The 26,214-nt window shown below is 61.0% G+C and carries 22 protein-coding genes; 17 read left to right on the top strand and 5 right to left on the bottom strand.

Annotation, left to right across the window (positions count from 1 at the left end):
* The first annotated feature begins 104 nt into the window (after nucleotides 1-104).
* Nucleotides 105-1,157 (top strand): hypothetical protein, encoded by a 1,053-nt coding sequence (locus Q8X51_RS27645; RefSeq protein ID WP_407694772.1) that lies wholly within the window; start codon nucleotides 105-107, stop codon nucleotides 1,155-1,157.
* 79 nt (nucleotides 1,158-1,236) lie between these two features.
* Here Q8X51_RS27645 and Q8X51_RS27650 read toward each other — a convergent pair whose 3' ends face one another.
* Nucleotides 1,237-4,131 (bottom strand): ribonucleoside-diphosphate reductase subunit alpha, encoded by a 2,895-nt coding sequence (locus tag Q8X51_RS27650; RefSeq protein ID WP_065947763.1) that lies wholly within the window; start codon nucleotides 4,129-4,131, stop codon nucleotides 1,237-1,239.
* Nucleotides 4,132-4,867: 736 nt separating this feature from the next.
* Between Q8X51_RS27650 and Q8X51_RS27655 the strand changes: the two genes are divergently transcribed.
* Both Q8X51_RS27655 and Q8X51_RS27660 read left to right on the top strand, forming a co-directional pair.
* Nucleotides 4,868-5,593, top strand: a complete 726-nt coding sequence (locus tag Q8X51_RS27655; protein ID WP_407694773.1) for a response regulator — start codon at nucleotides 4,868-4,870, stop codon at nucleotides 5,591-5,593.
* Complete coding sequence (locus Q8X51_RS27660; protein ID WP_065926178.1) at nucleotides 5,590-7,200, top strand: ATP-binding protein; 1,611 nt, start codon at nucleotides 5,590-5,592, stop codon at nucleotides 7,198-7,200. The genes Q8X51_RS27655 and Q8X51_RS27660 overlap by 4 nt, the downstream gene beginning before the upstream one ends.
* A 105-nt stretch (nucleotides 7,201-7,305) precedes the next feature.
* On the opposite strand, the gene Q8X51_RS27665 is transcribed toward Q8X51_RS27660, so the two are convergent.
* A complete protein-coding gene (locus tag Q8X51_RS27665; RefSeq protein ID WP_065926177.1) occupies nucleotides 7,306-8,031 on the bottom strand; it encodes a 4'-phosphopantetheinyl transferase family protein in 726 nt (241 codons plus the stop codon).
* A 136-nt stretch (nucleotides 8,032-8,167) separates the two neighbouring features.
* Here Q8X51_RS27665 and Q8X51_RS27670 point away from each other — a divergent pair, with 136 nt between their 5' ends.
* Genes Q8X51_RS27670 through Q8X51_RS27680 form a run of 3 tightly spaced genes read left to right on the top strand, consistent with a single transcriptional unit; the run spans nucleotide 8,168 to nucleotide 10,515 of the window.
* Entirely contained in the window at nucleotides 8,168-8,476 is a 309-nt protein-coding gene (locus Q8X51_RS27670; RefSeq protein ID WP_065926176.1) for a hypothetical protein, read from the top strand.
* 18 nt (nucleotides 8,477-8,494) lie between these two features.
* Nucleotides 8,495-9,172 carry a response regulator gene (locus Q8X51_RS27675; RefSeq protein WP_017138377.1) on the top strand — a complete coding sequence of 226 codons (678 nt, stop codon included), beginning with the start codon at nucleotides 8,495-8,497 and terminating at the stop codon, nucleotides 9,170-9,172.
* Nucleotides 9,169-10,515 (top strand): ATP-binding protein, encoded by a 1,347-nt coding sequence (locus Q8X51_RS27680; RefSeq protein WP_065926175.1) that lies wholly within the window; start codon nucleotides 9,169-9,171, stop codon nucleotides 10,513-10,515. The genes Q8X51_RS27675 and Q8X51_RS27680 overlap by 4 nt, the downstream gene beginning before the upstream one ends.
* A gap of 151 nt (nucleotides 10,516-10,666) precedes the next feature.
* Here Q8X51_RS27680 and Q8X51_RS27685 read toward each other — a convergent pair whose 3' ends face one another.
* Nucleotides 10,667-11,665, bottom strand: coding sequence for an AraC family transcriptional regulator (locus tag Q8X51_RS27685; RefSeq protein ID WP_407694774.1), 999 nt, complete (start codon nucleotides 11,663-11,665; stop codon nucleotides 10,667-10,669).
* Between the two features lie 339 nt (nucleotides 11,666-12,004).
* Between Q8X51_RS27685 and Q8X51_RS27690 the strand changes: the two genes are divergently transcribed.
* The 3 genes from Q8X51_RS27690 to Q8X51_RS27700 all read left to right on the top strand — a co-directional run bounded on the left by Q8X51_RS27690 (nucleotide 12,005) and on the right by Q8X51_RS27700 (nucleotide 15,080).
* Nucleotides 12,005-13,336 (top strand): dicarboxylate/amino acid:cation symporter, encoded by a 1,332-nt coding sequence (locus Q8X51_RS27690; RefSeq protein WP_074847492.1) that lies wholly within the window; start codon nucleotides 12,005-12,007, stop codon nucleotides 13,334-13,336.
* 170 nt (nucleotides 13,337-13,506) lie between these two features.
* A complete protein-coding gene (locus tag Q8X51_RS27695; protein WP_315872378.1) occupies nucleotides 13,507-14,493 on the top strand; it encodes an XdhC family protein in 987 nt (328 codons plus the stop codon).
* Nucleotides 14,493-15,080: a nucleotidyltransferase family protein gene (locus Q8X51_RS27700; protein WP_407694775.1), complete on the top strand. Its 588-nt coding sequence runs from the start codon at nucleotides 14,493-14,495 to the stop codon at nucleotides 15,078-15,080. The genes Q8X51_RS27695 and Q8X51_RS27700 overlap by 1 nt, the downstream gene beginning before the upstream one ends.
* A gap of 80 nt (nucleotides 15,081-15,160) precedes the next feature.
* On the opposite strand, the gene rne is transcribed toward Q8X51_RS27700, so the two are convergent.
* The gene (gene rne, locus Q8X51_RS27705; protein ID WP_083381384.1) at nucleotides 15,161-18,358 is read right to left on the bottom strand and encodes a ribonuclease E; all 3,198 of its coding nucleotides are present in this window, start codon (nucleotides 18,356-18,358) and stop codon (nucleotides 15,161-15,163) included.
* A 767-nt stretch (nucleotides 18,359-19,125) separates the two neighbouring features.
* On the opposite strand from rne, the gene rluC reads away from it, so the two are divergent.
* Genes rluC through Q8X51_RS27720 form a run of 3 tightly spaced genes read left to right on the top strand, consistent with a single transcriptional unit; the run spans nucleotide 19,126 to nucleotide 21,739 of the window.
* Nucleotides 19,126-20,085, top strand: a complete 960-nt coding sequence (gene rluC / locus Q8X51_RS27710; protein ID WP_053140114.1) for a 23S rRNA pseudouridine(955/2504/2580) synthase RluC — start codon at nucleotides 19,126-19,128, stop codon at nucleotides 20,083-20,085.
* Nucleotides 20,072-20,734 (top strand): HAD-IA family hydrolase, encoded by a 663-nt coding sequence (locus tag Q8X51_RS27715; RefSeq protein WP_074847487.1) that lies wholly within the window; start codon nucleotides 20,072-20,074, stop codon nucleotides 20,732-20,734. The genes rluC and Q8X51_RS27715 overlap by 14 nt, the downstream gene beginning before the upstream one ends.
* 21 nt (nucleotides 20,735-20,755) lie before the next feature.
* Entirely contained in the window at nucleotides 20,756-21,739 is a 984-nt protein-coding gene (locus Q8X51_RS27720; protein WP_074847486.1) for a S49 family peptidase, read from the top strand.
* 63 nt (nucleotides 21,740-21,802) lie between these two features.
* On the opposite strand, the gene Q8X51_RS27725 is transcribed toward Q8X51_RS27720, so the two are convergent.
* The gene (locus Q8X51_RS27725) at nucleotides 21,803-22,381 is read right to left on the bottom strand and encodes a Maf family protein (RefSeq protein WP_065926167.1); all 579 of its coding nucleotides are present in this window, start codon (nucleotides 22,379-22,381) and stop codon (nucleotides 21,803-21,805) included.
* Nucleotides 22,382-22,486: 105 nt separating this feature from the next.
* On the opposite strand from Q8X51_RS27725, the gene Q8X51_RS27730 reads away from it, so the two are divergent.
* From Q8X51_RS27730 to fabG, 5 genes are all read left to right on the top strand, one after another.
* Nucleotides 22,487-23,017, top strand: a complete 531-nt coding sequence (locus Q8X51_RS27730) for a YceD family protein (RefSeq protein WP_027607804.1) — start codon at nucleotides 22,487-22,489, stop codon at nucleotides 23,015-23,017.
* 13 nt (nucleotides 23,018-23,030) lie between these two features.
* The gene (gene rpmF / locus Q8X51_RS27735) at nucleotides 23,031-23,213 is read left to right on the top strand and encodes a 50S ribosomal protein L32 (protein ID WP_008152339.1); all 183 of its coding nucleotides are present in this window, start codon (nucleotides 23,031-23,033) and stop codon (nucleotides 23,211-23,213) included.
* A 4-nt stretch (nucleotides 23,214-23,217) separates the two neighbouring features.
* On the top strand, nucleotides 23,218-24,228 hold the full coding sequence (plsX, locus tag Q8X51_RS27740; RefSeq protein ID WP_074847485.1) for a phosphate acyltransferase PlsX: 1,011 nt from the start codon (nucleotides 23,218-23,220) through the stop codon (nucleotides 24,226-24,228).
* 125 nt (nucleotides 24,229-24,353) lie between these two features.
* Nucleotides 24,354-25,292, top strand: a complete 939-nt coding sequence (gene fabD, locus Q8X51_RS27745; RefSeq protein ID WP_407694776.1) for an ACP S-malonyltransferase — start codon at nucleotides 24,354-24,356, stop codon at nucleotides 25,290-25,292.
* A 24-nt stretch (nucleotides 25,293-25,316) separates the two neighbouring features.
* Nucleotides 25,317-26,060 (top strand): 3-oxoacyl-ACP reductase FabG, encoded by a 744-nt coding sequence (gene fabG, locus Q8X51_RS27750; protein ID WP_065926164.1) that lies wholly within the window; start codon nucleotides 25,317-25,319, stop codon nucleotides 26,058-26,060.
* Nucleotides 26,061-26,214: the final 154 nt, after the last annotated feature.

Here is a 26,214-nt window from a genome sequence, read left to right on the forward strand (position 1 = left end):
TTCCTGCCTTGCCACTGATTGGTCCAGAGCCTGCAGGCTCATCAATCAATGGAGGGGTGAAGATGTGGAGTTCAAGAGTGTCCGCATCAGGCGGTGGGCGCGTAATGTTCGTGCCCGGTATTGCTTCAGGGAAGTCGACTCCCGTCGAGTCTGGGGCTGAAGTGTCGAGGGTCAAGCAGTTGCTCAACGAGCTGTTTGATGCAGGGCAAGGCTCAAAAAAACAATTGGCTCAGGATTTGCGCGACAAGCTGAAGGATCTTCGCGAGGAACGGGGTAGCGAAAAATTCAAGGAGGCACTTAGCAAACTGATTGACGAAGCTGAGGGCGGTTTTCTTGAGTTTCTCAGGCGGCTGCTGAAGGAGTGGTTCCCTGAAGAGGGTGGCGGTGTGGCACCGCCCTCTCCCTCTCCATCGCCAGGTGGTGGTGGTGGTGGTGGTGGTGGCAGGAGCGTTAATCCGAAAGACTTTGGCACCCTGGAGTCCATGACTAACAAGCCCTTTACCGAAGGGGCTCGTTTCAACGACTACAAGATAGACAAAAGCAATCCTGGGAAAGCACCGGGCATGGGCAGAGAGGCTGGCAACATCTGGTCGGGTTTCAAGCAGGGGCCAGATGGAAATTGCACCACGGTTGCAGCAATTAAAGCTGCAATGATGAAGTTTGGTCAGAAGCCCACTGATATTTTCAAAGACGTGAAAGCAGCTGGCGATGGTTGGGATGTTCAAATGCGAGATGGATTTCGGCTTCATTTGAGCAAGGGCGAATTGCAGCAGGCGGCACAGCAGGCCCGTTTCATGGGCGATGATCCGGCCATGATGACCGACGCCAACTTTTTATACGCAGCCTGTGCCAAGCGGGCCCAAATAGAGGGCCATAAGGGGCCGCTTAATGGTAACGACCACAATGCTCAGAGAAGCTATCGGGATGCGTTGGCAAGCTTGAACGACGGTGAAATGCTGAATGAGGGGTTGGATCGTTTGGGGTTGAAAGGCTTGTACCGGCAATCTTCAAGCGGTGAGCTGGCGGGTGGTGTATTGGGCGTCGTGGCCTACAGCGGCCATGCGATGGCGGTGATTGGAGGGCAGATCGAGTTGTGGGGAGGGCGAGGTGGCCGGCCGCGGATGGAGGAGCAACGGCAGGCATACGCATTTTTATAGGATGATCGGCAGGAGGGCTGTGCTCACAGAACAAAGCCCGTTAACTTTTCAGTTAACGGGCTTTCAACAGTCACTCAGCTTATTGACAAGCTTCGCAATCCGGCTCGTCGATCGCGCAGGCCTTTGGCACTGGCGCCGGGCCGGCAGGCGCGGCGAGCACCGAATCATCACCGTGGTTACCGCTGGACACAGCGTTCAGCTTACCGGTGTTGATGGTCGACTTCTCGGTGCTGGTCGCGGCCAGGGCACGGAGGTAGTAAGTGGTTTTCAGGCCACGGTACCAGGCCATGCGGTAGGTCACGTCGAGCTTCTTGCCCGATGCGCCGGCGATGTACAGGTTCAGGGACTGAGCCTGGTCGATCCACTTCTGGCGACGGCTGGCGGCATCGACGATCCACTTGGTGTCCACTTCGAAGGCGGTCGCGTAGAGCTCTTTGAGTTCCTGCGGGATGCGTTCGATCTGCTGCACGGAACCGTCGTAGTACTTCAGGTCGTTGATCATGACCGAGTCCCACAGGCCGCGGGCTTTCAGGTCGCGGACCAGGTACGGGTTGATCACGGTGAATTCGCCCGACAGGTTCGATTTCACATACAGGTTCTGGTAGGTCGGTTCGATCGACTGCGATACGCCCGTGATGTTGGCGATGGTCGCGGTCGGTGCGATGGCCATGATGTTGGAGTTACGGATGCCTTTCTGCACACGGGCACGTACCGGTGCCCAGTCCAGGGATTCGTTCAGGTCAACGTCGATGTATTTCTGGCCGCGCTGCTCGATCAGGATCTGTTGCGAATCCAGCGGCAGGATGCCCTTGGACCACAGCGAACCCTGGAATGTCTCGTAGGCGCCGCGCTCGTCGGCCAGGTCGCAGGAAGCCTGGATCGCATAGTAGCTGACCGCTTCCATGGACTTGTCGGCGAACTCGACCGCAGCGTCCGAACCGTAGGGAATGTGCTGCAGGTACAGTGCGTCCTGGAAGCCCATGATGCCGAGGCCGACCGGACGGTGCTTGAAGTTGGAGTTCTGCGCCTGTGGCACCGAGTAGTAGTTGATGTCGATCACGTTATCGAGCATGCGTACGGCGGTGTTGACGGTGCGTTCCAGTTTGGCGGTGTCCAGCTTGCCGTTGACGATGTGGTTCGGCAGGTTGATCGAGCCCAGGTTGCAAACGGCGATCTCGTCCTTGTTGGTGTTCAAGGTGATCTCGGTGCACAGGTTCGAGCTGTGGACCACGCCCACGTGCTGCTGCGGGCTGCGCAGGTTGCAAGGGTCCTTGAAGGTCAGCCATGGGTGGCCGGTTTCGAACAGCATGGACAGCATCTTGCGCCACAGGTCCTTGGCCTGGATGGTCTTGAACAGCTTGACCTTGCCTGGGTATTCGGTGAGGGCTTCGTAGTACTCGTAGCGCTCTTCGAAGGCCTTGCCGGTCAGGTCGTGCAGGTCCGGCACTTCGGATGGCGAGAACAGGGTCCACTTGCCGTCATCGAAGACGCGCTTCATGAACAGGTCAGGGATCCAGTTGGCGGTGTTCATGTCGTGGGTACGACGACGGTCATCACCGGTGTTCTTGCGCAGCTCGATGAACTCTTCAATGTCCATGTGCCAGGTTTCCAGGTAGGCACACACGGCGCCTTTGCGTTTGCCGCCCTGGTTGACCGCTACGGCGGTGTCGTTCACGACTTTCAGGAACGGTACGACGCCCTGGGACTTGCCGTTGGTGCCCTTGATGTACGAACCCAGTGCGCGCACTGGTGTCCAGTCGTTGCCCAGGCCACCGGCGAATTTGGACAACATGGCGTTGTCGTGGATCGCGTGGTAGATGCCCGACAGGTCATCCGGCACGGTGGTCAGGTAGCAGCTCGACAGCTGTGGACGCAGGGTACCGGCGTTGAACAGGGTCGGAGTGGACGACATGTAGTCGAAGGACGACAGCAGGTTGTAGAACTCGATCGCACGGTCTTCCTTGTGCTTCTCTTCGATCGCCAGGCCCATGGCCACGCGCATGAAGAACACTTGCGGCAGTTCGAAGCGGATCCCGTCCTTGTGGATGAAGTAACGGTCGTACAAAGTTTGCAGGCCCAGGTAGGTGAACTGCTGGTCGCGCTCGTGATTGATCGCCTTGCCGAGTTTTTCCAGGTCGAAAGTGGCCAGGATCGGGTTCAGCAATTCGAATTCGATACCTTTGGCGATATAGGCAGGCAGCGCCTTGGCGTACAGGTCGGCCATCTCGTGGTGGGTGGCGCTGTCGGCCACGCCCAGGAAGCCCAGGCCTTCGGCACGCAGGGTGTCCATCAGCAGGCGCGCGGTCACGAACGAGTAGTTCGGCTCGCGTTCAACCAGGGTACGGGCGGTCATCACCAGGGCGGTGTTGACGTCGGTCAAGGCCACGCCGTCGTACAGGTTCTTCAGGGTTTCGCGCTGGATCAGGTCACCGTCGACTTCTTCCAGGCCTTCGCAGGCCTCGGTGATGATGGTGTTCAGGCGGCCCAGGTCCAGCGGGGCGAAGCTGCCGTCGGCCAGGGTGATGCGGATCGACGGGTGCGCTTGCACGGCGGCTTCTTCGGCCGGGGTGCGGACGGCACGTTCCTTGGCGCGCGAATCGCGGTAGATCACGTAGTCGCGGGCCACTTTCTGCTCGCCGGCACGCATCAGGGCCAGTTCGACCTGGTCCTGGATTTCTTCGATGTGGATGGTGCCGCCCGACGGCATGCGACGCTTGAAGGTCGCGGTGACCTGTTCGGTCAGGCGGGCAACGGTGTCGTGGATGCGCGACGAGGCAGCAGCGGTGCCGCCTTCAACTGCAAGAAACGCTTTGGTGATGGCGACGGTGATTTTGTCATCGGTGTAAGGAACGACAGTCCCGTTACGCTTGATCACGCGCAATTGGCCAGGTGCAGTGGCGGACAGATCCATATTCGAATCAGCGGCCTGCGGCACGGAGCCTTGCGGGTTCTCGCGAGTTGTGTCGGTTTGCATGGGGGGTTGTCTCCACATTTCTATATTTATTTGGGCACCATCACGGTGCCCACCGTTCCGTCCTGAAGCACTTACAGCAGGCCTGGGCCTGGCATAACAACTTCGGGACAGGAGGAAGGGAGCTGATCGCGCCGCTTCCATGCCGAAGTCTTCGGTTCGGGGCTCAAACGCCCTTGGCCGTATTCCTGGTGGGTGACAGTTGCCAGGTTCAAGCACTGCAACACCCGTACCGTTTTCCGCTGTTGGAGCTGGAAAACGGCTGCCATCCGCTTGAGCGGTTTGGGCTTTCAAAAAATGCTTGGATTAGACCCAACAGGAGCAAGAAAGGGCTTGAGTTTCTTGTCTGATTTGTGTTGGGTCTTTTCGCTGAAAACCCTACATGTAGGGTTTTTTTAGCGCCGAGCTACAAGATAATGCGTTTTGGGGGGCTTAGCAACGTACTGCCTGTGGATAACGTTGTGGGTAAAATGTGTATGAAACGTGGAACACCCGTGTAGGCCGCAGCACTGCTGGATTCGGCCGTTTGTCACTGAATATTCCAAGTTGAAAACAGTCGGTTGGATTTTTGAGGGCGCGAACCCTATCACAGAAAAGCGCGATCACCGAATGGATTTCCCGGCTTGTGCGAGAGGGCTTGGGCATGGCTACAATCGGCCTCTGTTATGCCCTCAAAACATTACAAATAAGGTGTGGCCTCCTCGGCCAACGCATCCCTTTATAACAACGAGGATCACCCGTGGAGCAAGAAGCCTGGCACATCCTGATCGTCGAGGACGACGAGCGACTCGCCGAGTTGACCCGCGATTACCTGGAAAGCAACGGCCTGCGGGTTTCCGTGGAAGGTGATGGCGCCCTGGCTGCGGCGCGGATCCTCGCCGAGCAACCGGACCTGGTGATTCTCGACCTGATGCTGCCCGGCGAAGACGGCCTGAGCATTTGCCGCAAAGTGCGCGAACGCTACGACGGCGTGATCCTGATGCTCACCGCCCGCACCGACGACATGGACCAAGTGCTCGGCCTGGACATGGGCGCCGACGACTACGTGTGCAAACCCGTGCGCCCGCGCCTGTTGCTCGCGCGTATCCAGGCCCTGTTGCGCCGCAGTGAGCCGGCCGAACCCGCCAGCGTGGAAAGCCAGCGCCGCCTGCAATTCGGCCCGCTGCTGGTGGACAACGCCCTGCGCGAAGCCTGGCTGCAGGGTGACGGTATCGATTTGACCAGTGCCGAGTTCGACCTGCTGTGGCTGCTGGTGGCGAATGCCGGGCGCATCCTGTCCCGCGAAGAAATCTTTATCGCCCTGCGCGGCATAGGCTACGACGGCCAGGACCGCTCCATTGATGTGCGCATCTCACGGATTCGCCCGAAAATCGGCGATGACCCGATCCACCCACGGCTGATCAAGACCATCCGCAGCAAAGGCTATCTGTTCGTCCCTGAAGCCGCTGCCGATATGCCGTTGTGAACTCGATCTTCCTGCGTATCTATGGCGGCATGTGCGCGGCGCTGATTCTGGTGGCGCTGCTCGGCGTGTTGGCCCTGCATCTGCTCAACGAGGTGCGCAGCGGCCAATACCGCGAGCGCCTGGCCCATGGCACCTTTGCCTTGATGGGCGATAACCTGCAGCCCATGAGCCCCATCGAACGCCAGCGCGCCCTGGCCGTGTGGGAACGTTTGCTCGGCATCCCCCTGGAATTGCGCGGCCTCACCGATGCCCAACTGGACCTCAGCCAGCGCACCCGCCTGCAACGCGGCCAGGTGCTGGTGGAGCAGACCGGCCCCCATGCCGCCCGGGTGCTGCGCCTGGTCAGCGATAAGGAACAGTGGGTGCTGACGGGGGAGGTGCAGCAGATCAGCGAGCAACTGGCCCGCGCGACCATTTACCTGCTGGCCGATGAACTGGTGCGCTTCCCCGTGGCCGAGCAGCCGCAACGGCTGGCGGATATAAAGGAAGCCAAGGGCTTTGGTTTCGAAATGCACCTGATGACCTTGGATCAGGCCGATATGGACGACGACCAACGCCGCCGTGTATCGGAGGGCGATACGGTCATGGCCCTGGGCAAGGGCGGCGATTCGATCCGCGTGTTTGCCGGCATGGTCGGCACGCCCTGGGTGCTGGAGCTCGGCCCGCTGTACCAGATGAGCCCGTACCCGGCGCAATGGCTGGTCCTGATCGCCTTGATCGGCCTGACCCTGATCGGCCTGATTGTCTATCTATTGGTGCGTCAGCTTGAGCGCCGGCTCCGAGGCCTGGAAGCCGCCGCCACGCGCATCGCCAAAGGCAACCTCGAGGTGCGTGTGCCGGCCCGGGGTGCCGACTCGGTGGGGCGCCTGGCGGCGGCCTTTAATGGCATGGCCGAGCACCTGCAGCAACTGCTGGCAATCCAGCGCGAACTGGTGCGCGCGGTGTCCCATGAACTGCGAACACCGGTGGCACGCCTGCGCTTCGGCCTGGAGATGATCGGCGACGCCGCCACGCCTGAAGCGCGGCGCAAGTACCTGGAAGGCATGGACAGTGATATCCAGGACCTAGACGGCCTGGTGGATGAAATGCTCACCTACGCAAGGCTTGAGCAGGGTGCGCCGGCGTTGATTTTCCAACGGGTCGATCTCGATGCGCTGCTTGATCAAGTGATCGGCGAATTATCGCCACTGCGCCCGCAAGTGACTGTGGCCAGGGGGATTTGCCTGTCGTCGGCACATTGGGATGACGCTTGGGTCGATGCCGAACCGCGCTACTTGCACCGCGCCCTGCAAAACCTGGTGAGCAACGCCATGCGCCACGCCCAGGGCCAGGTGTTGATCAGTTATCAGGTGGGCCAGGTGCGCTGTCGCATCGATGTGGAGGACGACGGGCCCGGTGTCCCGGAAAGTGCCTGGGAGCGTATCTTCACGCCGTTCCTGCGCCTGGATGACAGCCGCACCCGTGCCTCGGGCGGGCATGGCCTGGGGTTGTCGATTGTGCGGCGCATCATTTATTGGCACGGCGGGCGAGCGTTGATCAGCAAGAGCAACAACCTGGGCGGCGCCTGCTTCAGCCTGAGTTGGCCCAGAGATCAAGACAAACCCTGACGTCTTATCCCACGCCGAGCAAATCCGTAGCAGCTGCCGAGCGCAAGCGAGGCTGCGTCGGCCGCGCTACCGATCTAACGTCGAGTTGCGCGTGGCGCAGCCTCGCTAAGGCTCGACAGCTGCTACGGCTACCAGGCTCAACAGTTGGCCATCATTCACTGAGTATTGCGCCGATAGTTCCTTGCCGTGGCACCACTCGCTGGACAGGTCGGTGAGCAAGCGCAAGCGCACATGCCCGGCCTCTGACCACTCCACCACCTCGGCATGTTCAAAATAAAAGCGCTTCTGCACGATCGGGTAGAGCGCCTTGAACAAACTCTCCTTGACCGAAAACGTCAGCGTCACCAGCAAGGCGATCTGTTCTCGCGGCACATCAGCCATACGCTGCAGCTCTTGCACCGTCAGAATTTCCCCGGCCAGGCGCTCCGCCCGTTCCAGGCTCAGCAGGTTCTCCAGGTCCATCCCCAACCCACGCCATTGCGCCTTGTGCCCGACAATCGCGGCGGCATGCCCGGTGCTGTGGGTAATGGAACCGCTGATGTGGGCGGGCCACACCGGTGCGCGGTCTTCGCCGATCGCCGGGATGCAGTTGATCTGATCGAGCTGTTGCAGGGCCGCGCGCGCGCACAGGCGGCCGGCGAGAAACTCGGCCTGACGCTTGGCCACCGAACGCTGGATACTCGCCGGTGGCGGCACGGCGCAATGCTGGAAGTCGCCAGGTGCCAGCAATGCAGGATCGAACCGGGTGCTGAGAAACACCGTGCCCGGCAAGGGGTCGGGCAGCGGCCAATGGGCGTCGAGTGGGGTGCAGCAAGCGGGTAGGGGCGTCATGGGCGGTATTTTGCCGAGTTGATGGGCAAGAGGATAGCCCGCCGTGATTCAGGCGAGGTTCAAAGCCTGTTCAGGGGGAGTTCAGGGGCGCTTGCGTAGTCTGGCCTCACAGCCAAACGCGTAATGAGGTAACACCATGACTGCGATCAAGAAGCTGATGTTGGCCTTAACCATGCTCAGTGCCACCGTCGGGGTTCAGGCCTCCGATGGTGCCTTTGCCGCATTCGGTCGTGAGAAAACCAAGAAGTCCAGCATCTTGATGCAGCGCGTCAGCATCGAAGATGCTGGCAGTCAGCCCACGCCCTGGGGGCAGTCCCTTGGCCAGGCCACCCCGCAGCCGAGCTATCGCGCCGGCTATGAACACCTGAGCGGCCGGTTCAACGGTATTAAACTGCGCCCGCAAGACCTGCAGGGCCGCTATGATATCCCTCTGTCGGACAGTTGATTTGCTTTGGAGAGCCTTATGAAATTGCTGGTGGTGGAAGATGAGGCGCTGTTGCGCCATCACCTGTTTACCCGCCTGACCGACAGCGGCCACGTGGTCGAGGCCGTGGCCAATGCCGAAGAGGCCCTGTACCAGACCGGTCAATTCAACCATGACCTGGCGATCATCGACCTGGGCCTGCCCGGCATGGGCGGCCTGGACCTGATCCGCCAACTGCGCAGCCAGGCCAAGACCTTTCCGATCCTGATCCTCACCGCGCGCGGCAACTGGCAGGACAAGGTCGAAGGCCTGGCCGCCGGGGCCGACGACTATGTGGTCAAGCCGTTCCAGTTCGAAGAGCTGGAGGCGCGGATGAACGCCTTGCTGCGCCGCTCCAGCGGGTTTACCCAGTCGACCATCGTCGCCGGGCCCTTGCTGCTGGACCTCAACCGCAAGCAGGCGTCCCTCGATGAACAGCCCCTGGCATTGACCGCCTATGAATATCGCATCCTCGAATACCTGATGCGCCATCACCAGCAGGTCGTCGCCAAGGACCGCCTGATGGAGCAGCTCTACCCCGACGACGATGAGCGCGATCCGAATGTGATTGAAGTGCTGGTCGGCCGCCTGCGCCGCAAGCTGGAAGGCCCGGCGGGGTTCAAGCCGATCGACACCGTGCGTGGCCTGGGCTACCTGTTCAATGAGCGCTGCCGTTGATTCGCTCGCTCCGTGTGCGCTTGATGCTGGCGGCCGCCACCCTGGCCGTGCTGTTTATGCTGGGCCTGTTGCCCGCCATGCAGGGCGCGTTCAGCCTGGCATTGCAGGATTCCATCGAGCAGCGCCTGGCGTCGGACGTCACCACCCTGATCTCCGCCGCGCGGGTGGAAAACAATCGCCTGCTGATGCCGGCGCAGTTGCCGGATGAACGCTTCAACCTCACCGATAGCCGGTTGCTCGGCTATATCTATGACCGCGAAGGCCACCTGGTGTGGCGTTCGCGGGCCACCCGGGACGAAAACATCAACTACAAGCCGCGCTATGACGGGCGCGGCAATGAGTTTGCGCGGATTCGCGAGGCCGACGGGCAGGAGTTCTTCGTCTATGACGTCGAGGTCAGGCTGCTCGGCGGCAAGAGTGCGGCGTTCAGTATCGTGGCCCTGCAACCGGTGCGCGAATACCAATTGACCCTCGAAGGCCTGCGCGAAAACCTCTACCTGGGCTTCGGCGCGGCACTGCTGGTGCTGCTGACCTTGCTGTGGCTGGGCCTGACCTGGGGTCTGCAGGCCCTGCGGCGATTGAGCCAGGAGCTTGACCAGATCGAAGGCGGTACCCGCGAAAGCCTCTCCGAGCAACACCCTCGCGAATTGCTGCGTCTCACCGGCTCCCTTAACCGCCTGCTGCACAGCGAGCGCGAACAACGGGCACGTTACCGCGACTCCCTCGATGACCTGGCCCACAGCCTGAAAACGCCACTCGCCGTGTTGCAAAGCGTGAGCGAAGACATGGCGCAACGTCCGGAAGATCGCGACCAGGCCTGGGTGCTGCAATCCCAGATCGAACGCATGAGCCAGCAGATCGGCTACCAGCTGCAGCGTGCCAGCCTGCGCAAAAGCGGCCTGGTGCGCCATCAGGTGCGCCTGGAACCGGTAGTGCAAAGCCTCTGCGATACCCTGGGCAAGGTCTACCGCGACAAGGGCGTCGCGGTGTCCTTTGAACTGCCGGACGAATGCGATGTACCGATCGAGAAGGGCGCCCTGCTTGAATTGCTCGGCAACCTGCTGGAAAACGCCTATCGGTTGTGCCTGAGTGAAGTGCGCGTCAGCCTGGTGGAAAATTCCGAAGGGCTCGAGTTGTGCATCGAGGACGACGGCCCCGGGGTGCCGCCGGACCAGCGTGCACGGATTCTGCAACGGGGCGAGCGCCTGGACCGTCAGCATCCGGGGCAGGGGATCGGGTTGGCGGTGGTCAAGGACATCATAGAAAGCTACGGCGCACGACTGACCCTGGGGGATTCGCCGCTGGGTGGGGCGGCGTTCAAGATTCACTTTCCGTCTGTGTGATCTTCAGTGGCTGGGCTGGCCCTGTCGGGGCATAAGTATCTACACATCTTGAGCCGAGCCCCCTGCTACGCGTTATCCTGCTGAAGTTGTGTAGATACTTATGCCTATCGGGGGCTTGCACCCCGATGAGGCCCTCACAAACAACACCCCTCTAATTCTCCTGCGCCCGATAGGCCCCCGGTGTCAGTCCCGTCCACTTCTTGAACGCCCGATGAAACGCCGACGGTTCGGAGAACCCCAGCTGCTCGGCGATCGCCTGCAAGGACAAATCCGCCCGCCCCAGGTGGTAGATGGCGATGTCCCGCCGCAATTCATCCTTAAGCGCCTGAAAGCTGGTGCCTTCTTCGCGCAAATGTCGGCGCAGGGTTTGCGGGCTGACGTGCAAGTGCTGGGCGATGGCCTCCAGGTCTGGCCAAGGCGTGCGGTCGCGGCTCAACAAGCGTCGCAGCTGGCTGCTCAAACTGTCGCCTTCATCCGGGCGTGACAGCAGGTCGGCGGGGGAACGCTCAAGGAAATGCTTTAGGGTACGTTCGTCCTGCAACAATGGCAGGCTCAGGTAGCGGGCGGGAAACACCAGGCTGCTGTGCGGGGCACCGAACACCTGGGCGCAGGGGAACAGCAGGTCATATTCAGCGGCGTGGGCCGGCATCGGGTAGCTGAACGTGGCCTGGTGCAAACGAATGCGCTGGCCGATCAGCCAACTGCCCAGGCGGTGCCAGATCACCAGCAGGCATTCGCTGAGGAAGTGATCCGGGTCCCACAGGTGAGAATCATCCAGGCTCAGGCGGGCCATTTCGCCTTCTCGTGTCAGCTGCCAGCGCGGGCCTTGTGGGAATAGGCTATAAAATAATAAGCCGCGTTCCAGAGCCTTCTCCAGGGTGCGGCAGTGGATCAGCGCATGGCACATCATGGCGAAGGTGCCGCGTTTGCTCGGGCCGTCGGCGAACCCCAGGTACTCATCGTCCAGTGCCAGCCAGAGCATTTGCAGCAGCCGGGTGAATTGCTCGGGCGCAATGCGGGCGCGAGGTTCGGTCAACAGTTCCGGGGTGATGCCCAGCTGTTGCAACAGGCCCGAATAGTCGTAACCGGTTCGACGCGCACCGCCCAGGGCTGCCCGGGCGTAATGGCTGGCGATGGTACGTTCACGCATGCGGGGCCCTCGTCCATGGAAGGGCGGATGGTAGTCATCACCCGGCAGGGCAACAAGGCGGATATCCGCCAAATTGTAGGACGGGATTGGGCAGTGCGGCGGAAATCCGCCAGCCGATTCGGCTCTTCGGAGGGGGCTTTGAAATCCGCAGCCCTGATGTCTTAAGGCCCCCAGGGGTTTTCAGCAAAGTGGCACGGCGTTTGCGATAAGGATTACAGCGCAGGCCTGGTGCTACAGGCTTCGCAAACAACAAATCCCTCCAGTGCAGGAGGGTTCGCAATTCAAGTGTCGTGGGCAATGGCGGATATTTGCCACACGGGACGATTGAGGAACTCTGCAATGACGACTCGTCAGCCAATCTACAAATCCCTGTATTTCCAGGTGATCGTTGCAATCGTTATCGGTATTTTGCTCGGTCACTTCTACCCGCAGACCGGTGTGGCGCTCAAGCCACTGGGTGACGGCTTCATCAAGCTGATCAAAATGGTCATTGCCCCGATCATCTTCTGCACCGTTGTCAGCGGCATCGCCGGCATGCAAAGCATGAAATCGGTCGGCAAAACCGGTGGCTACGCGCTGCTGTACTTCGAAATCGTTTCCACCATCGCACTGCTGATCGGCCTGATCGTGGTGAACGTCGTGCAACCGGGCGCCGGCATGCACATCGACGTGGCAACCCTGGACGCCTCCAAAGTGGCGGCCTACGTCACTGCCGGTAAAGACCAGAGCATCGTTGGCTTTATCCTCAATGTGATCCCGAACACCATCGTCGGCGCCTTCGCCAACGGCGACATCCTGCAAGTGCTGATGTTCTCGGTGATCTTCGGTTTCGCCCTGCATCGCCTGGGTGCCTACGGCAAGCCGGTGCTGGACTTCATCGATCGCTTCGCCCACGTGATGTTCAACATCATCAACATGATCATGAAGCTCGCACCAATCGGTGCCCTGGGCGCCATGGCGTTCACCATCGGGGCCTACGGTGTAGGTTCCCTGGTGCAGTTGGGCCAGTTGATGATCTGCTTCTACATCACTTGCCTGCTGTTCGTGCTGGTGGTGCTGGGCGGTATCTGCCGCGCCCACGGTTTCAGCGTGATCAAACTGATCCGCTACATCCGTGAAGAACTGTTGATCGTACTGGGTACTTCTTCCTCTGAGTCCGCACTGCCACGCATGCTGATCAAGATGGAGCGTCTGGGCGCGAAGAAATCCGTAGTCGGCCTGGTAATCCCGACCGGCTACTCGTTCAACCTCGACGGTACCTCGATCTACCTGACCATGGCGGCCGTGTTCATCGCCCAGGCGACTGACACCCACATGGACATCACCCACCAGATCACCCTGCTGCTGGTGCTGCTGCTGTCCTCCAAAGGTGCTGCTGGCGTGACCGGTAGCGGCTTTATCGTACTGGCAGCCACCCTGTCGGCTGTCGGCCACCTGCCGGTTGCCGGCCTGGCGCTGATCCTGGGTATCGACCGCTTCATGTCCGAAGCCCGTGCACTGACCAACCTGGTGGGTAACGCCGTTGCCACCCTCGTTGTGGCCAAGTGGGTCAAGGAACTGGACACCGACCAACTGCAAAGCGAGTTGGCTTCCGGTGGTCGCAGTATCTCCGACACCCGTGAAGAAGATGACCTGGGCGTGGCCGAAGGCCCTGCACCGGTGATCAAGTAAGCCGCTGATGGCGTGAACCCACGCTGACAGCTATCCGCAAACGCCCCGACTGGTTCGGGGCGTTTGCGTTTGTGGGGGATTACTTTTTTGCAATATTTTCACTTAGAGTCAGCGACTGATGAAATTCGCGCTACGCGGCATGTTCCAAACGCAGACTGGCAGGAGGATATATGGACAGTGTTGATTTAAATGTCCTGCGCAGCGTGCTCGAATGGCGCCGCGCCGGGCAGCAGGTGGTGTTGTATAGCGTTGTGCAGACGTGGGGCAGCGCGCCGCGTCCACCGGGCGCCATGTTGGCGTTGCGGGGGGATGGCGTGGTGATCGGCTCGGTGTCCGGCGGTTGCATCGAGGACGACTTGATCGCCCGCTTGCAGGATGGCCGTCTGACGCACGACGGGCCGCCGGTGCAGTTGGTGACCTACGGCGTGACGCGCGACGAGGCGGCGCGTTTCGGCCTGCCATGCGGCGGCACCCTGCGCTTGACCGAGGAGCGGGTGCAAGACTGGGCCTGGGTCGCGCAGTTGCTGGAGCGTTGCGAGGCGCATGAAATTGTCGCGCGGGAACTGGACCTGGTCTCCGGCGAAGTCACGTTGAGCAGTGCGAACAAGACCGATGTGGTCACCTTCGATGGCGAACGCCTGCGGGCTATCTACGGCCCGCGCTGGCGCCTGCTGTTGATCGGTGCCGGGCAACTGTCGCGCTACGTGGCGGAAATGGCGCGCCTGCTGGATTTCGAAGTACTGATATGCGATCCGCGTAGCGAGTTTGTCTACGGCTGGGAAGAGCAGCACGGCCGCTTCGTGCCGGGTATGCCTGATGAGGCGGTGCTGAATATCCAGACCGACGAGCGCACGGCCATTGTCTGCCTGACCCATGATCCGCGCCTTGATGATATGGCGTTGCTGACGGCGCTGAACTCCAGTGCCTTCTACATCGGTGCGCTGGGTTCGCGGGTCAATAGCCAGACGCGTCGCGAGAACCTGGCGGCGCTGGGTTTGTCGACGGATGCGATTGCGCGTTTACATGGGCCGATTGGCCTGCATATCGGTAGCCATACGCCGGCGGAGATCGCCTTGTCGTTGATGGCGGAAATTGTCGCGATCAAGAACGGCGTGGCGCCGATGCAGAAAAAGCCCCTGCCGGTGGTTGCTGAGTAATGGTGACGGCGATTGTCTTGGCGGCGGGGCAGGGCAGCCGGTTCCGAGCCGAAGCGGGGGCTGACCAGGATAAGTTGCTGGCCGATTGCCTGGGCCGTGATGGGGTGATGCGTCCGGTGATCGAGCAGGTATTGGTGAATTTGCCGGATCGCCTGGTGGCGCGCTGGCTGGTGACCTCGCCGGATCGCACGGAGGTCATTCGGTTGGCCGAAGTGTATGGCTGCCAGGTCTTACTGTTGCAGTCAGCCGGCATGGGCGAGAGCATCGCCGCAGCCGTCGCGGCCAGTGCCTCGGCGGATGGCTGGCTGGTGGTGTTGGGGGATATGCCGTTTATCCAATCATCGAGCATTGAACGGGTGATTGACGTGCTGGAGGAGGATGGCATCAGCGTGCCGGTGCAGGCGGGTGACTATGGGCATCCAGTGGCCTTTGGTCGCGCTTTTGGTCCGGACCTGATGGCGCTGACCGGGGATCGTGGAGGCAAGCCATTGTTCGCACGTGCCCGGGTGCGGGAAGTGCAGGTGGAAGATGCGGGTGTTCTGTGGGATGTGGATCTGCCGAAACGGTTAATTTTTAACCCAGACTAAATTTGATCTTCGTTGTTTTCGAGATCTATAAAAAAGCCCCGCCTGATCACTCAGGCGGGGCTTTTTAGTGGCGGATGGAATCAGGCGAGGGGTTTAGGCTCGTGTTCTTCTTCCAGGGCCTTGTGCTCTACCACTGCTTCAGCAGCAGTGTGCTCAACCACGGTTTCAGCAACCGGGGCTGGCGCCTCGACAGCTTCGACTACGGCTGGAGCGGCAGCAGCAGCGGCGGCAGCTGCCTCAGCTTCCTTGCGGCGACGACGCACTTCACGTGGGTCGTTCGGCGCACGGCCGTTTTCGGTCAGGGCGCTGGCCGGTGCCGCTTCTACCACGGGTGCTTCGACTTCGGCTACCACCGGTGCTTCAACAACCACCGGTGCAGACTCGACGGCTGGCGCAGGCTCGGCAACCACTGCTTCGGCAACCGGCGCAGGCGCTTCTTCTACCACCGGTGCAGGCGCTGGTGCTTCAACCGGGGCGGCAGGTTCGGCAGTCCACTGGAAGGCGGTCTGTTCTTCGCGAACTTCACGCACTGCCGGGGCAGCTTCTTCGACAGCCGGGGCTTCAGCGGCGGCTTCAACTACTGGCTGAGGCTCAACAACCGGAGCGGCTTCAACTGCAACCACTTCGGTTTCTGGCTGGGCGTCGCGGATCGGTGCCACTTCCACTTCCGGAACCACTGGGGCTTCGACAGGGGTAGTTGCTTCAACGACCGGTGCTTCAACCACTGGGGTCTCGGTAACTGGCGCTTCTACAGCAGCGGTTTCTTCAACAGTGGCAGTCGCGCGTTCAGCCTGTTCATGCGCCTGGGCTTCAGCCGGTGCGCTGATCACCGAGCTGGCAACCGCTGCGGTAACGGCCAGGCCGGCAGCCAGTTCGGCACCGGTCGGTTCGTGGGTGGCGGCTTCTGCGTTCTCGCCGGCCTCTTCCGAGCCTTCGATCACATTGCCATTGGCATCACGCTGACGCTCACGGCGGTTGCTGCGACGACGCTGGCCACGGGAGCGGCGGCGTGGACGATCGCCTTCGGCGTTGTCCTGGCCGTCTTCCTGCAATTGCTCTTCGCCGGCCAGTACTTCTTCTTCGCTGGCGGCAGCGGCTTGCTCGGCACGTGGTTGACGCTCTTCACGCGGTGGGCGCGGCTGACGCTCTTCACGCGGTGCACGCTCTTCACGCGGCTGGCGAGCTGGGCGCTCTTCAGCGGCAGTGGCTGCAACACCTGCAACGGCAGGGGCGGCATCCAATGGCTCGCGCAGTTCACGCACGCGTTCTTCACGCTCGCCACGCGGCTTGCGATCTTCACGCGGCGCACGTGGGGTACGCGGTGCGCGCTCTTCACGCGGTGCACGTTCTTCACGGGCTACGGCCGGGGTTTCTTCACGCGCTTCGCGAGGTGCACGCTCTTCACGTGGTGCGCGTTCTTCGCGAGGCGCACGTTCTTCACGCGGCTTGCGCTCTTCGTCACGGCGACCGTTGCGGTTACGGCTCTGCTGGCGACCGTTGCGACGCTCTTCGTTGCGTGCTGGGCGTTCGGTCGCAGGTTTTTCAACCACGACCGGTGCCGCAGGCTCTTCCTTGGTGGCGAACAGGCTGACCAGCGACTTCACCAGGCCCTTGAACAGGCTCGGCTCAGGCAGGGCGGCCGGTGCGGCAACCGGGGCAGCGGCTTCAACCGGCACCGGTGCGTTGGCACGGGCTGGCGCGGTTTTCACGGCGGCTTCCTGGCGCACCAGGGTGCGGGTCGCGGCGGCTGGCTGGACTTCTTCCACTTCGGCGGCGGCGGCAGCGATTTCGTAGCTGGACTGGCCGCTGTGGGCTTCCGGGCTGTCGTCACGCAGGCGCTGTACTTCGAAGTGCGGCGTCTCGAGGTGATCGTTCGGCAGGATCACGATACGAGCACGGGTGCGCAGTTCGATCTTGGTGATCGAGTTGCGTTTTTCGTTGAGCAGGAAAGCGGCAACCGGGATCGGCACTTGTGCGCGGACTTCGGCGGTGCGGTCTTTCAGGGCTTCTTCTTCGATCAGGCGCAGGATCGCCAGGGACAGCGATTCAACGTCACGGATGATGCCGGTGCCGTTGCAACGCGGGCAGACGATGCCGCTGCTCTCGCCCAGGGATGGACGCAGGCGCTGACGGGACATTTCCAGCAAGCCGAAGCGCGAGATGCGGCCGACCTGTACGCGGGCGCGGTCGGCTTCCAGGCATTCGCGGACTTTCTCTTCCACGGCGCGCTGGTTCTTGGCGGGGGTCATGTCGATGAAGTCGATCACGATCAGGCCGCCGATGTCACGCAGGCGCAGCTGGCGGGCGATTTCTTCAGCCGCTTCCAGGTTGGTCTGCAGGGCGGTTTCTTCGATGTCGCTACCCTTCGTGGCGCGCGCCGAGTTGATGTCGATGGACACCAGGGCTTCGGTCGGGTCGATCACGATGGAGCCGCCGGAAGGCAGTTCGACCACACGCTGGAAAGCGGTCTCGATCTGGCTTTCGATCTGGAAACGATTGAACAGCGGCACGCTGTCTTCGTACAGCTTGATCTTGCTGGCGTACTGCGGCATCACCTGGCGGATGAAGGTCAGGGCTTCGTCCTGGGCTTCGACGCTGTCGATCAGCACTTCGCCGATGTCCTGGCGCAGGTAATCGCGGATGGCGCGGATGATCACGTTGCTTTCCTGGTAGATCAGGAACGGCGCGGAACGATCCAGGGAGGCTTCTTTGATGGCGGTCCACAGTTGCAGCAGGTAGTCGAGGTCCCACTGCATTTCTTCGCTGCTGCGGCCCAGGCCGGCAGTGCGCACGATCAGGCCCATGTCGGCCGGTGCGATCAGGCCGTTCAACGCTTCACGCAGTTCGTTGCGCTCTTCGCCTTCGATGCGACGGGAGATGCCGCCGGCACGTGGGTTGTTCGGCATCAGCACGAGGTAACGGCCGGCCAGGCTGATGAAGGTGGTCAGGGCGGCGCCCTTGTTGCCACGTTCTTCTTTTTCGACCTGAACGATGACTTCCTGGCCTTCGCTCAGGACGTCCTTGATGTTTACGCGGCCTTCGGGGGATTTCTTGAAGTATTCGCGGGAGATTTCTTTGAGGGGCAGGAAGCCGTGGCGCTCGGAGCCGAAATCGACAAAGGCAGCCTCAAGGCTTGGTTCGATGCGAGTAATACGGCCTTTATAGATGTTGGCCTTCTTTTGCTCGCGTGCACCGGATTCGATGTCCAGGTCGTAGAGGCGTTGGCCATCTACCAGTGCAACACGCAACTCTTCGGGTTGAGTTGCGTTAATCAGCATTCTTTTCATGTTGTACCGTCGGTTTCCGGGCTGCCGGAAACGGCGTTCGGCACACACGACTTCTCACGGTCGGTGTCAGGTGCGTCAAGAGTGGTTGGCCACTCCAGTGTCCAGCAAAATCGGCCAATTGGGCCGGTATCGCGACGGACGCGTCCTGCTTGTTAGCGGTGGTGACAAAGGCACCACTTCAACAAAAGCTAAGGTCAGGAGGAGGAATCAACCGGCGACTGTGGACGAGATGAAGCGTCTAAATATAAGCCTAGTGCTACACGGTCCGACGGTTGTGCATCTCCACCCTACACGTATCCCTGATAATTCGGGTGCTGCCGCGCGCAGAATCCGCAGCGGGTTGGCATTTACCGTGTTCTCCAATGGGGAGTCCACGCTCATGGCTAAACAAGACTGAATGTGGGCGACTGCGCTCACACTCAGCTCTTAACAGGCGTTGTTTCCGAAGCATTCGCCGTGGTCCGGCTCAAGACTGACTGCACTTTGTGAACTGGCCGTAAATATCGGCGCAGAACGCGAGTATTCACTCTGCTTTCTGCACTCGCTTCAGGCCTCATGTCACCTGCGCTTGTTACAATCTCGAGCCTTCCAGGGTGGCGAAAGCCCCGTAGGACGGCCTCGCGTCCTGATGAATTGCGATGGTCAGGGCCGGCAGTTTGCCGCTAGTCCTCTGCCCAGGCCGCTTTTGGCGGCGTTCGCGACTATAGCAGTAATGATTAAGTGCTTCAATTCCATAAAAAATTGTTATCATCGCCGCCATGACGACTACCGCCCCCCAGACCCCCAGCGTCCAGCTGCTCGAGGTCTCGCCGGAATATGCCGGCCAACGCATCGATAATTTTCTCCTGGCCAGGCTCAAGGGTGTGCCCAAGACCTTGATCTACCGCATCTTGCGCAAAGGCGAAGTGCGCGTGAACAAGGGCCGCATCAAGCCTGAGTACAAGTTGCAGGCGGGCGATATTGTCCGTGTGCCGCCCGTGCGCGTACCTGAGCGCGATGAGCCCGTGCCATTGGCCCAGGGCCTGTTGCAGCGCCTTGAGGCATCGATTGTCTTCGAAGATAACAAGCTGATTGTGATCAACAAGCCCTGCGGTATTGCGGTTCACGGTGGCAGCGGCCTGAATTTCGGCGTGATCGAAGCCTTCCGTCAGCTGCGCCCGGATTGCAAGGAGCTGGAACTGGTTCACCGCCTGGACCGCGACACCTCCGGCCTGTTGATGATCGCCAAGAAACGCAGCATGTTGCGCCACCTGCACACCGCCCTGCGCGGCGATGGCGTGGACAAGCGCTACATGGCGCTGGTGCGCGGCAACTGGGCCAGCTCGATCAAGAGCGTCCGCGCGCCGTTGCAGAAGAGCAACCTGCGCTCCGGCGAGCGCATGGTCGAAGTGGACGAGGAGGGCAAGGAAGCCCTGACCCTGTTCAAGGTGCTGCGTCGCTTTGGTGATTTCGCCACCATGGTCGAGGCCAAGCCGGTGACGGGGCGTACCCACCAGATTCGTGTGCACACCCTGCACGCCGGTCACTGCATCGCCGGTGATACCAAGTACGGCGACGAGGGTTTTTCCAAGGAAATCCGCGACCTGGGCGGCAAGCGCCTGTTCCTGCACGCCTACATGCTCACCGTGCCGCTGCCTGACGGCGGCGAGCTGAAGCTGCAGGCGCCGGTCGATGAGATGTGGGCCAAGACCGTGGAGCGTTTGAGTGTCGCACCTTGACTACAAGCTGCTGATTTTCGATTGGGACGGCACCCTGTGTAACTCCATCGGTCGGATTGTCGAGTCGATGCACAGGGCTTCGACCCGCTCGGGCTTCGAGTTGTGCACTGACCTGGCGGTCAAAGGCATTATCGGCCTGGGCTTGCCTGAGGCGATCCGCACCTTGTACCCCGAGATCAGCGACGCTGAACTGGTGACGTTCCGCGAGCATTACGCGGATCACTACATTGCGCTGGAAGCCACACCTTCGCCGTTGTTCGAGGGTGTGGCGCAGTCGCTGGAGGCTTTTCGCGCCGAGGGCTATCACCTGGCCGTCGCCACCGGCAAGGCCCGTCGCGGCCTGGATCGGGTGCTCAGTGCCCACGGTTTTGAAGATTATTTCGACATCACCCGTGCCGCAGATGAAACCGCCAGCAAACCTCACCCTCTGATGTTGGAGCAGATCCTTGCCCATTGCGGTGTGTCGCCGCGTGAGGCGCTGATGGTAGGTGATGCTTCCTTCGACCTGATGATGGCGCGCAACGCCGGCATGGACAGCGTGGCAGTCAGCTATGGCGCCCAGTCCCCCGAGGCGTTGCAGCAATACGAGCCGAGGGTCACGATTGATCATTTTTCTGAATTGCAGGCCTGGCTCGGTCGGGCCCAATAAGTCTTTGCTGGGGTTGATGGCATGAGTGACGAGTGGAAAGCGCCTGAAAAGGCTGAAAGCGGTGACGACAAGAGCTGGAAACTGCTGGAGAAGACGCTGCTGGCCAGTGTCCAGGAGCAACGCCGTGCGCGGCGCTGGGGGATTTTCTTCAAGTTGCTGACCTTCACTTACCTGTTGCTCATGCTGGCGCTGTTCAGCCCGCTGATGGACATGGAAAAGAGCGCGACCCGTGGCGCCAACTACACCGCGTTGATCGAAGTGCGGGGGGTGATTGCCGACAAGGAACCTGCCAGCGCCGACAATATCGTCAGCAGTCTGCGTGCCGCGTTTGAAGACCCCAAGGTCAAGGGCGTGATCCTGCGCATCAACAGCCCAGGCGGCAGCCCGGTGCAATCGGGTTATGTGTATGACGAGATTCGCCGCCTGCGCGGCCTGCACCCGGATATCAAGCTGTACGCGGTGATTTCCGATTTGGGGGCTTCGGGTGCCTATTACATTGCCAGTGCCGCTGACCAGATCTACGCCGACAAGGCCAGCCTGGTGGGCTCCATCGGCGTGACCGCGGCCGGTTACGGGTTTGTTGGCGCGATGGAGAAGCTGGGTGTTGAACGCCGCACCTACACTTCGGGCGAGCACAAGTCGTTCCTTGATCCGTTCCAGCCGCAAAAGGCCGATGAAACCCAGTTCTGGCAAGGCGTGCTCGACACTACCCATCGCCAGTTCATCGCCAGCGTGAAGCAGGGGCGTGGGGATCGCCTGAAGGACAAAGATCACCCGGAGTTGTTCTCCGGGTTGGTGTGGTCGGGCGAGCAAGCATTGCCGCTGGGGCTGATCGATGGTTTGGGCAGTGCCAGTTCGGTAGCGCGGGATGTGGTCGGCGAGAAAGAACTGGTGGACTTCACCGTTGAAGAGTCGCCGTTTGATCGTTTCTCCAAGAAGCTCGGCGCCAGCGTGGCTGAGAAGCTGGCGCTGTACATGGGCTTCCAGGGCCCGGCGCTGCGCTGAGATTTTAGTCAGTATGGATAAATGTCGGAGGGGGCAAGCCGCCTCCCACATTTGGTTGTGTTCTTAAGGGATTTGCACGCCCTCGCTGAGTAGCATATCCACCAGCCGAATCAGCGGTAAGCCGACCAGGCTGGTTGCGTCCGGCCCTTCGGTGCTTTGGAACAAGCTCACGCCCAATCCTTCCGCCTTGAAGCTGCCCGCGCAGTCATACGGCTGCTCGATCCGCAGGTAGCGCTCGATGCGCGCTGCATCCAGCTCGCGCATGTGCACGGTAAAGGGCACGCAGTCGACCTGGCAGTGCCCCGTCTCGCTGTTCAACAGGGCCAGGCCGGTGAGGAAGCTGACACGCTTGCCACTGGCGGCCAATAACTGCTCGCGCGCATTTTCGAAGGTGTGAGGCTTGCCGATGATGCGGCCTTTCAGCGCGGCGACCTGGTCTGAGCCGATGATCAGGTGTCCCGGGTGGCTGGCGGCGAGGGCGCGGGCCTTTGCTTCGGCCAGGCGCTTGACCAGTTCGATGGCGGACTCATGTGCAGCATGGCTTTCGTCGATATCCGGCGAGCTGCAGATGAATGGCAGGTGCAGGCGGCTGAGCAATTCCCGGCGATAAACCGAGCTGGAAGCGAGTAATAAAGGCAGCATATACGTCTCCTCAAGGCAGCCGCCGATTCTAGCGGGGCGACCGGCCGACGCACAGGGCTGAATTTCCTTTGACATGGCTGGGTGCATCCCTATAATGCTGCGCCTATGTTGAATGACCCGATTCCACCTCACGTTGACCCGCGCAAATTGGCTGATCGTGGCACTTCCCTTCAAGGTGAGTTGCTGCTGGCCGATTTGGAGAGACTCTGCGACCCGCTTTCCGACACTGTCGGTACGGTGCAGGCCAAATTCGTTTTTGAACGAGATGAACGTAAATCTGTGGTAATTCACAGTTTTATCGACACCGAGGTCAAAATGGTTTGCCAGCGTTGTCTTGAGCTGGTCACCCTGCCGATTCACAGCGAGTGCAGTTATGCTGTGGTAAAGGAGGGTGCGAATACCCAGTCGTTGCCGAAAGGTTATGACGTGCTGGAACTGGGCGAAGATCCTTTGGATCTGCATGCACTGATCGAGGAGGAGCTTCTGCTCGCCTTGCCCATTGTGCCTGCTCATCATCCGGAAGAATGCCAGCAGCCGGCGGGTCTCGATGACGAGTCCGAACCGAGCGAGGACGAGGTAACGCGGTCCAACCCGTTCAGTGTATTGGCGCAGTTAAAGCGTGACCCAAACGTTTAGGAGTTAATCAATTATGGCTGTTCAGCAGAACAAAAAATCCCGCTCTGCCCGTGACATGCGTCGTTCCCACGATGCCCTGACGGCAAGCACTCTGTCTGTAGAAAAAACCACCGGTGAAATTCACCTGCGTCACCACGTATCGCCAGAAGGCGTATACCGTGGCCGTAAAGTGATCGACAAGGGCGCTGACGAGTAATCACTTGTCTGCTCAAGTCATCGCGATTGACGCAATGGGCGGGGACTTCGGTCCCCGCAGCATTGTTCAGGCCTGCATTGCCAGCCTGTCTGCCACGCCCTCGCTGCATCTGACCCTCGTCGGTCAACCCTCCCTCCTTGAAGAATTGATTGCCAGCCATCCGGCGGTGGATCGCGCGCGCCTGACGATTACGCCAGCCAGCGAAACCATCACCATGGATGAGAAACCGGCGACAGCCCTGCGTGGCAAGCCTGACTCGTCGATGCGGGTGGCCTTGGAGCTGCTGCGTGATGGCAAGGTGCAAGCCTGTGTCAGTGCCGGCAACACCGGCGCCCTGATGGCGTTGTCGCGGCATGTGCTCAAGACGCTGCCTGGCATTGATCGGCCGGCAATGGTGGCGGCGATTCCGACGCAGAAGGGCTATTGCCAGTTGCTGGACCTGGGGGCGAACGTCGATTGCAGTGCCGAGCACCTGTTCCAGTTTGCCGTGATGGGCTCGGTGGCCGCCGAAGCGCTGGGCGTGGCCCGGCCGCGGGTGGCCTTGCTGAATATCGGCACCGAAGACATCAAGGGCAACCAGCAGGTCAAGCTTGCCGCCACCTTGCTGCAAGGTGCGCGAGGCCTGAACTACATCGGATTTGTCGAGGGTGATGGGTTGTACCGAGGCGAGGCGGATGTGGTGGTGTGCGACGGGTTTGTCGGCAATATCCTGCTCAAGTCCAGTGAAGGCCTGGCGACCATGATCGCCTCGCGTATCGAGGCCTTGTTCAGGCGTAACCTGGTATCGCGCCTGGTGGGCGCCCTGGCGCTGCCGTTGATGCGTCGCCTGCAGGCCGATCTGGCCCCGGCGCGGCATAATGGTGCGAGCTTCCTGGGGTTGCAGGGCATCGTGGTGAAAAGCCACGGTTCGGCCGGGGTCGAAGGCTTCCAGAGTGCGATTGCGCGGGCGGTGATCGAGATCCAGGAAAACCTGCCGCAACGCTTGCACGGCCGTCTCGAGGACCTGTTGCCTTAGGCGAATCGGCCGGGGAATGCTTAAATGTGACCGGCCAGTTCAATTGACCATCCAATCTGTCAGTTTCGTGCGCTCCCACCGAGGAGCGACCATTTCCGACGACCAGATCATTAGGGGCTTGTTACATGTCTACATCCCTCGCATTCGTCTTTCCAGGGCAGGGTTCGCAGTCCCTCGGCATGTTGGCCGAGCTGGGCGCGCAATACCCGCTGATCCTGGACACGTTCAAGGAAGCTTCCGAGGCCCTGGGTTACGACCTGTGGGCGCTGACCCAACAGGGGCCGGAAGAGCAGCTCAATCAAACCGATAAAACCCAGCCAGCCATCCTGACCGCTTCGATAGCCCTGTGGCGCTTGTGGTTGGCCGAAGGCGGTGCGCGTCCGGCTTTCGTGGCCGGTCATAGCCTGGGCGAATACAGCGCCCTGGTGGCGGCGGGCAGCCTGACCCTTGCTGAAGCGGTCAAGCTGGTCGAGCGTCGTGGACAGCTGATGCAGGAAGCCGTTCCGGCCGGGCAGGGCGGCATGGCCGCTATCCTGGGGCTGTACGATGCCGTCGTGATCGAAGCCTGCGCCGAAGCGGCCCAGGGCGAAGTGGTCAGCGCGGTAAACTTCAACTCCCCAGGCCAGGTGGTGATCGCCGGTGCCAGGGCGGCCGTCGAGCGTGCCATCGAAGGCTGCAAGGCGCGGGGTGCCAAGCGTGCATTGCCGTTGCCGGTGAGCGTGCCGTCACACTGCGAGCTGATGCGCCCGGCTGCCGAGCGTTTTGCCGAGTCCATTGCTGCCATCAACTGGCAGGCGCCACAGATCCCGCTGGTGCAGAACGTCAGCGCAGCCGTGGCCGCCGACCTCGACACCCTCAAGCGCGACCTGCTGGAGCAACTCTACAAGCCTGTGCGCTGGGTCGAGTCGGTCCAGACCCTGGCCGCCAATGGCGCCACCGAGCTGGTCGAGTGCGGCCCGGGCAAAGTCCTGGCTGGCCTGAACAAACGCTGCGCCGACGGCGTGTCGACTGCCAACCTCAATACCCCGGATGCCTTCGCTGCCGCTCGTGCGGCGCTGGCCTGATCCCCGAACTTAGGAGAAGCCTGCATGAGTCTGCAAGGTAAAGTTGCACTGGTTACCGGCGCGAGCCGTGGCATTGGCCAGGCCATCGCCCTGGAACTGGGCCGTCAGGGCGCCGTCGTGATCGGCACCGCCACTTCTGCTTCGGGCGCCGAGCGTATCGCCGCGACCCTGAAGGAAAACGGCGTTCAAGGCACCGGCCTTGAGCTGAACGTGACCAGCGATGAGTCCGTGGCTGCCGTACTGGCCGAGATCACCGCACAGTTCGGTGCGCCGGCAATTCTGGTGAACAACGCCGGTATCACCCGCGATAACCTGATGATGCGCATGAAAGACGACGAATGGTACGACGTGGTCGATACCAACCTGAACAGTCTGTTTCGCCTGTCCAAGGGGGTTTTGCGCGGCATGACCAAGGCCCGTTGGGGTCGAATTATCAATATTGGCTCCGTAGTGGGTGCCATGGGCAACGCAGGCCAAGTAAACTATGCAGCCGCCAAGGCCGGCCTGGAAGGTTTCAGCCGTGCATTGGCGCGTGAAGTCGGTTCGCGGTCGATTACGGTCAACTCGGTGGCCCCAGGGTTCATCGACACCGATATGACCCGCGAACTGCCGGAAGCACAGCGTGAAGGCTTGCTGACGCAGATTCCGCTGGGCCGTCTGGGCCAGGCTCAAGAGATCGCGAATGTGGTCGCTTTCCTGGCATCCGACGGTGCGGCATACGTGACTGGGGCTACAATCCCGGTGAACGGCGGGATGTACATGAGCTAAATTGTGACGGATCGCTTCAAAAAAATGTCATACGAGCTGTCTAAAATCCGTTATAAAGCTGCAACTTAATTTATAGGCAGGTGGCAAACCGGGTACAGGGTGAAGCTTTCAGTTGAAAAGCTGAAAAGGCTTTCTATACACTTACCCACTGGCC

It is taken from the genome of Pseudomonas sp. Yb2C2 (assembly GCF_052112325.1).
Classification (GTDB): domain Bacteria; phylum Pseudomonadota; class Gammaproteobacteria; order Pseudomonadales; family Pseudomonadaceae; genus Aquipseudomonas; species Aquipseudomonas marginalis.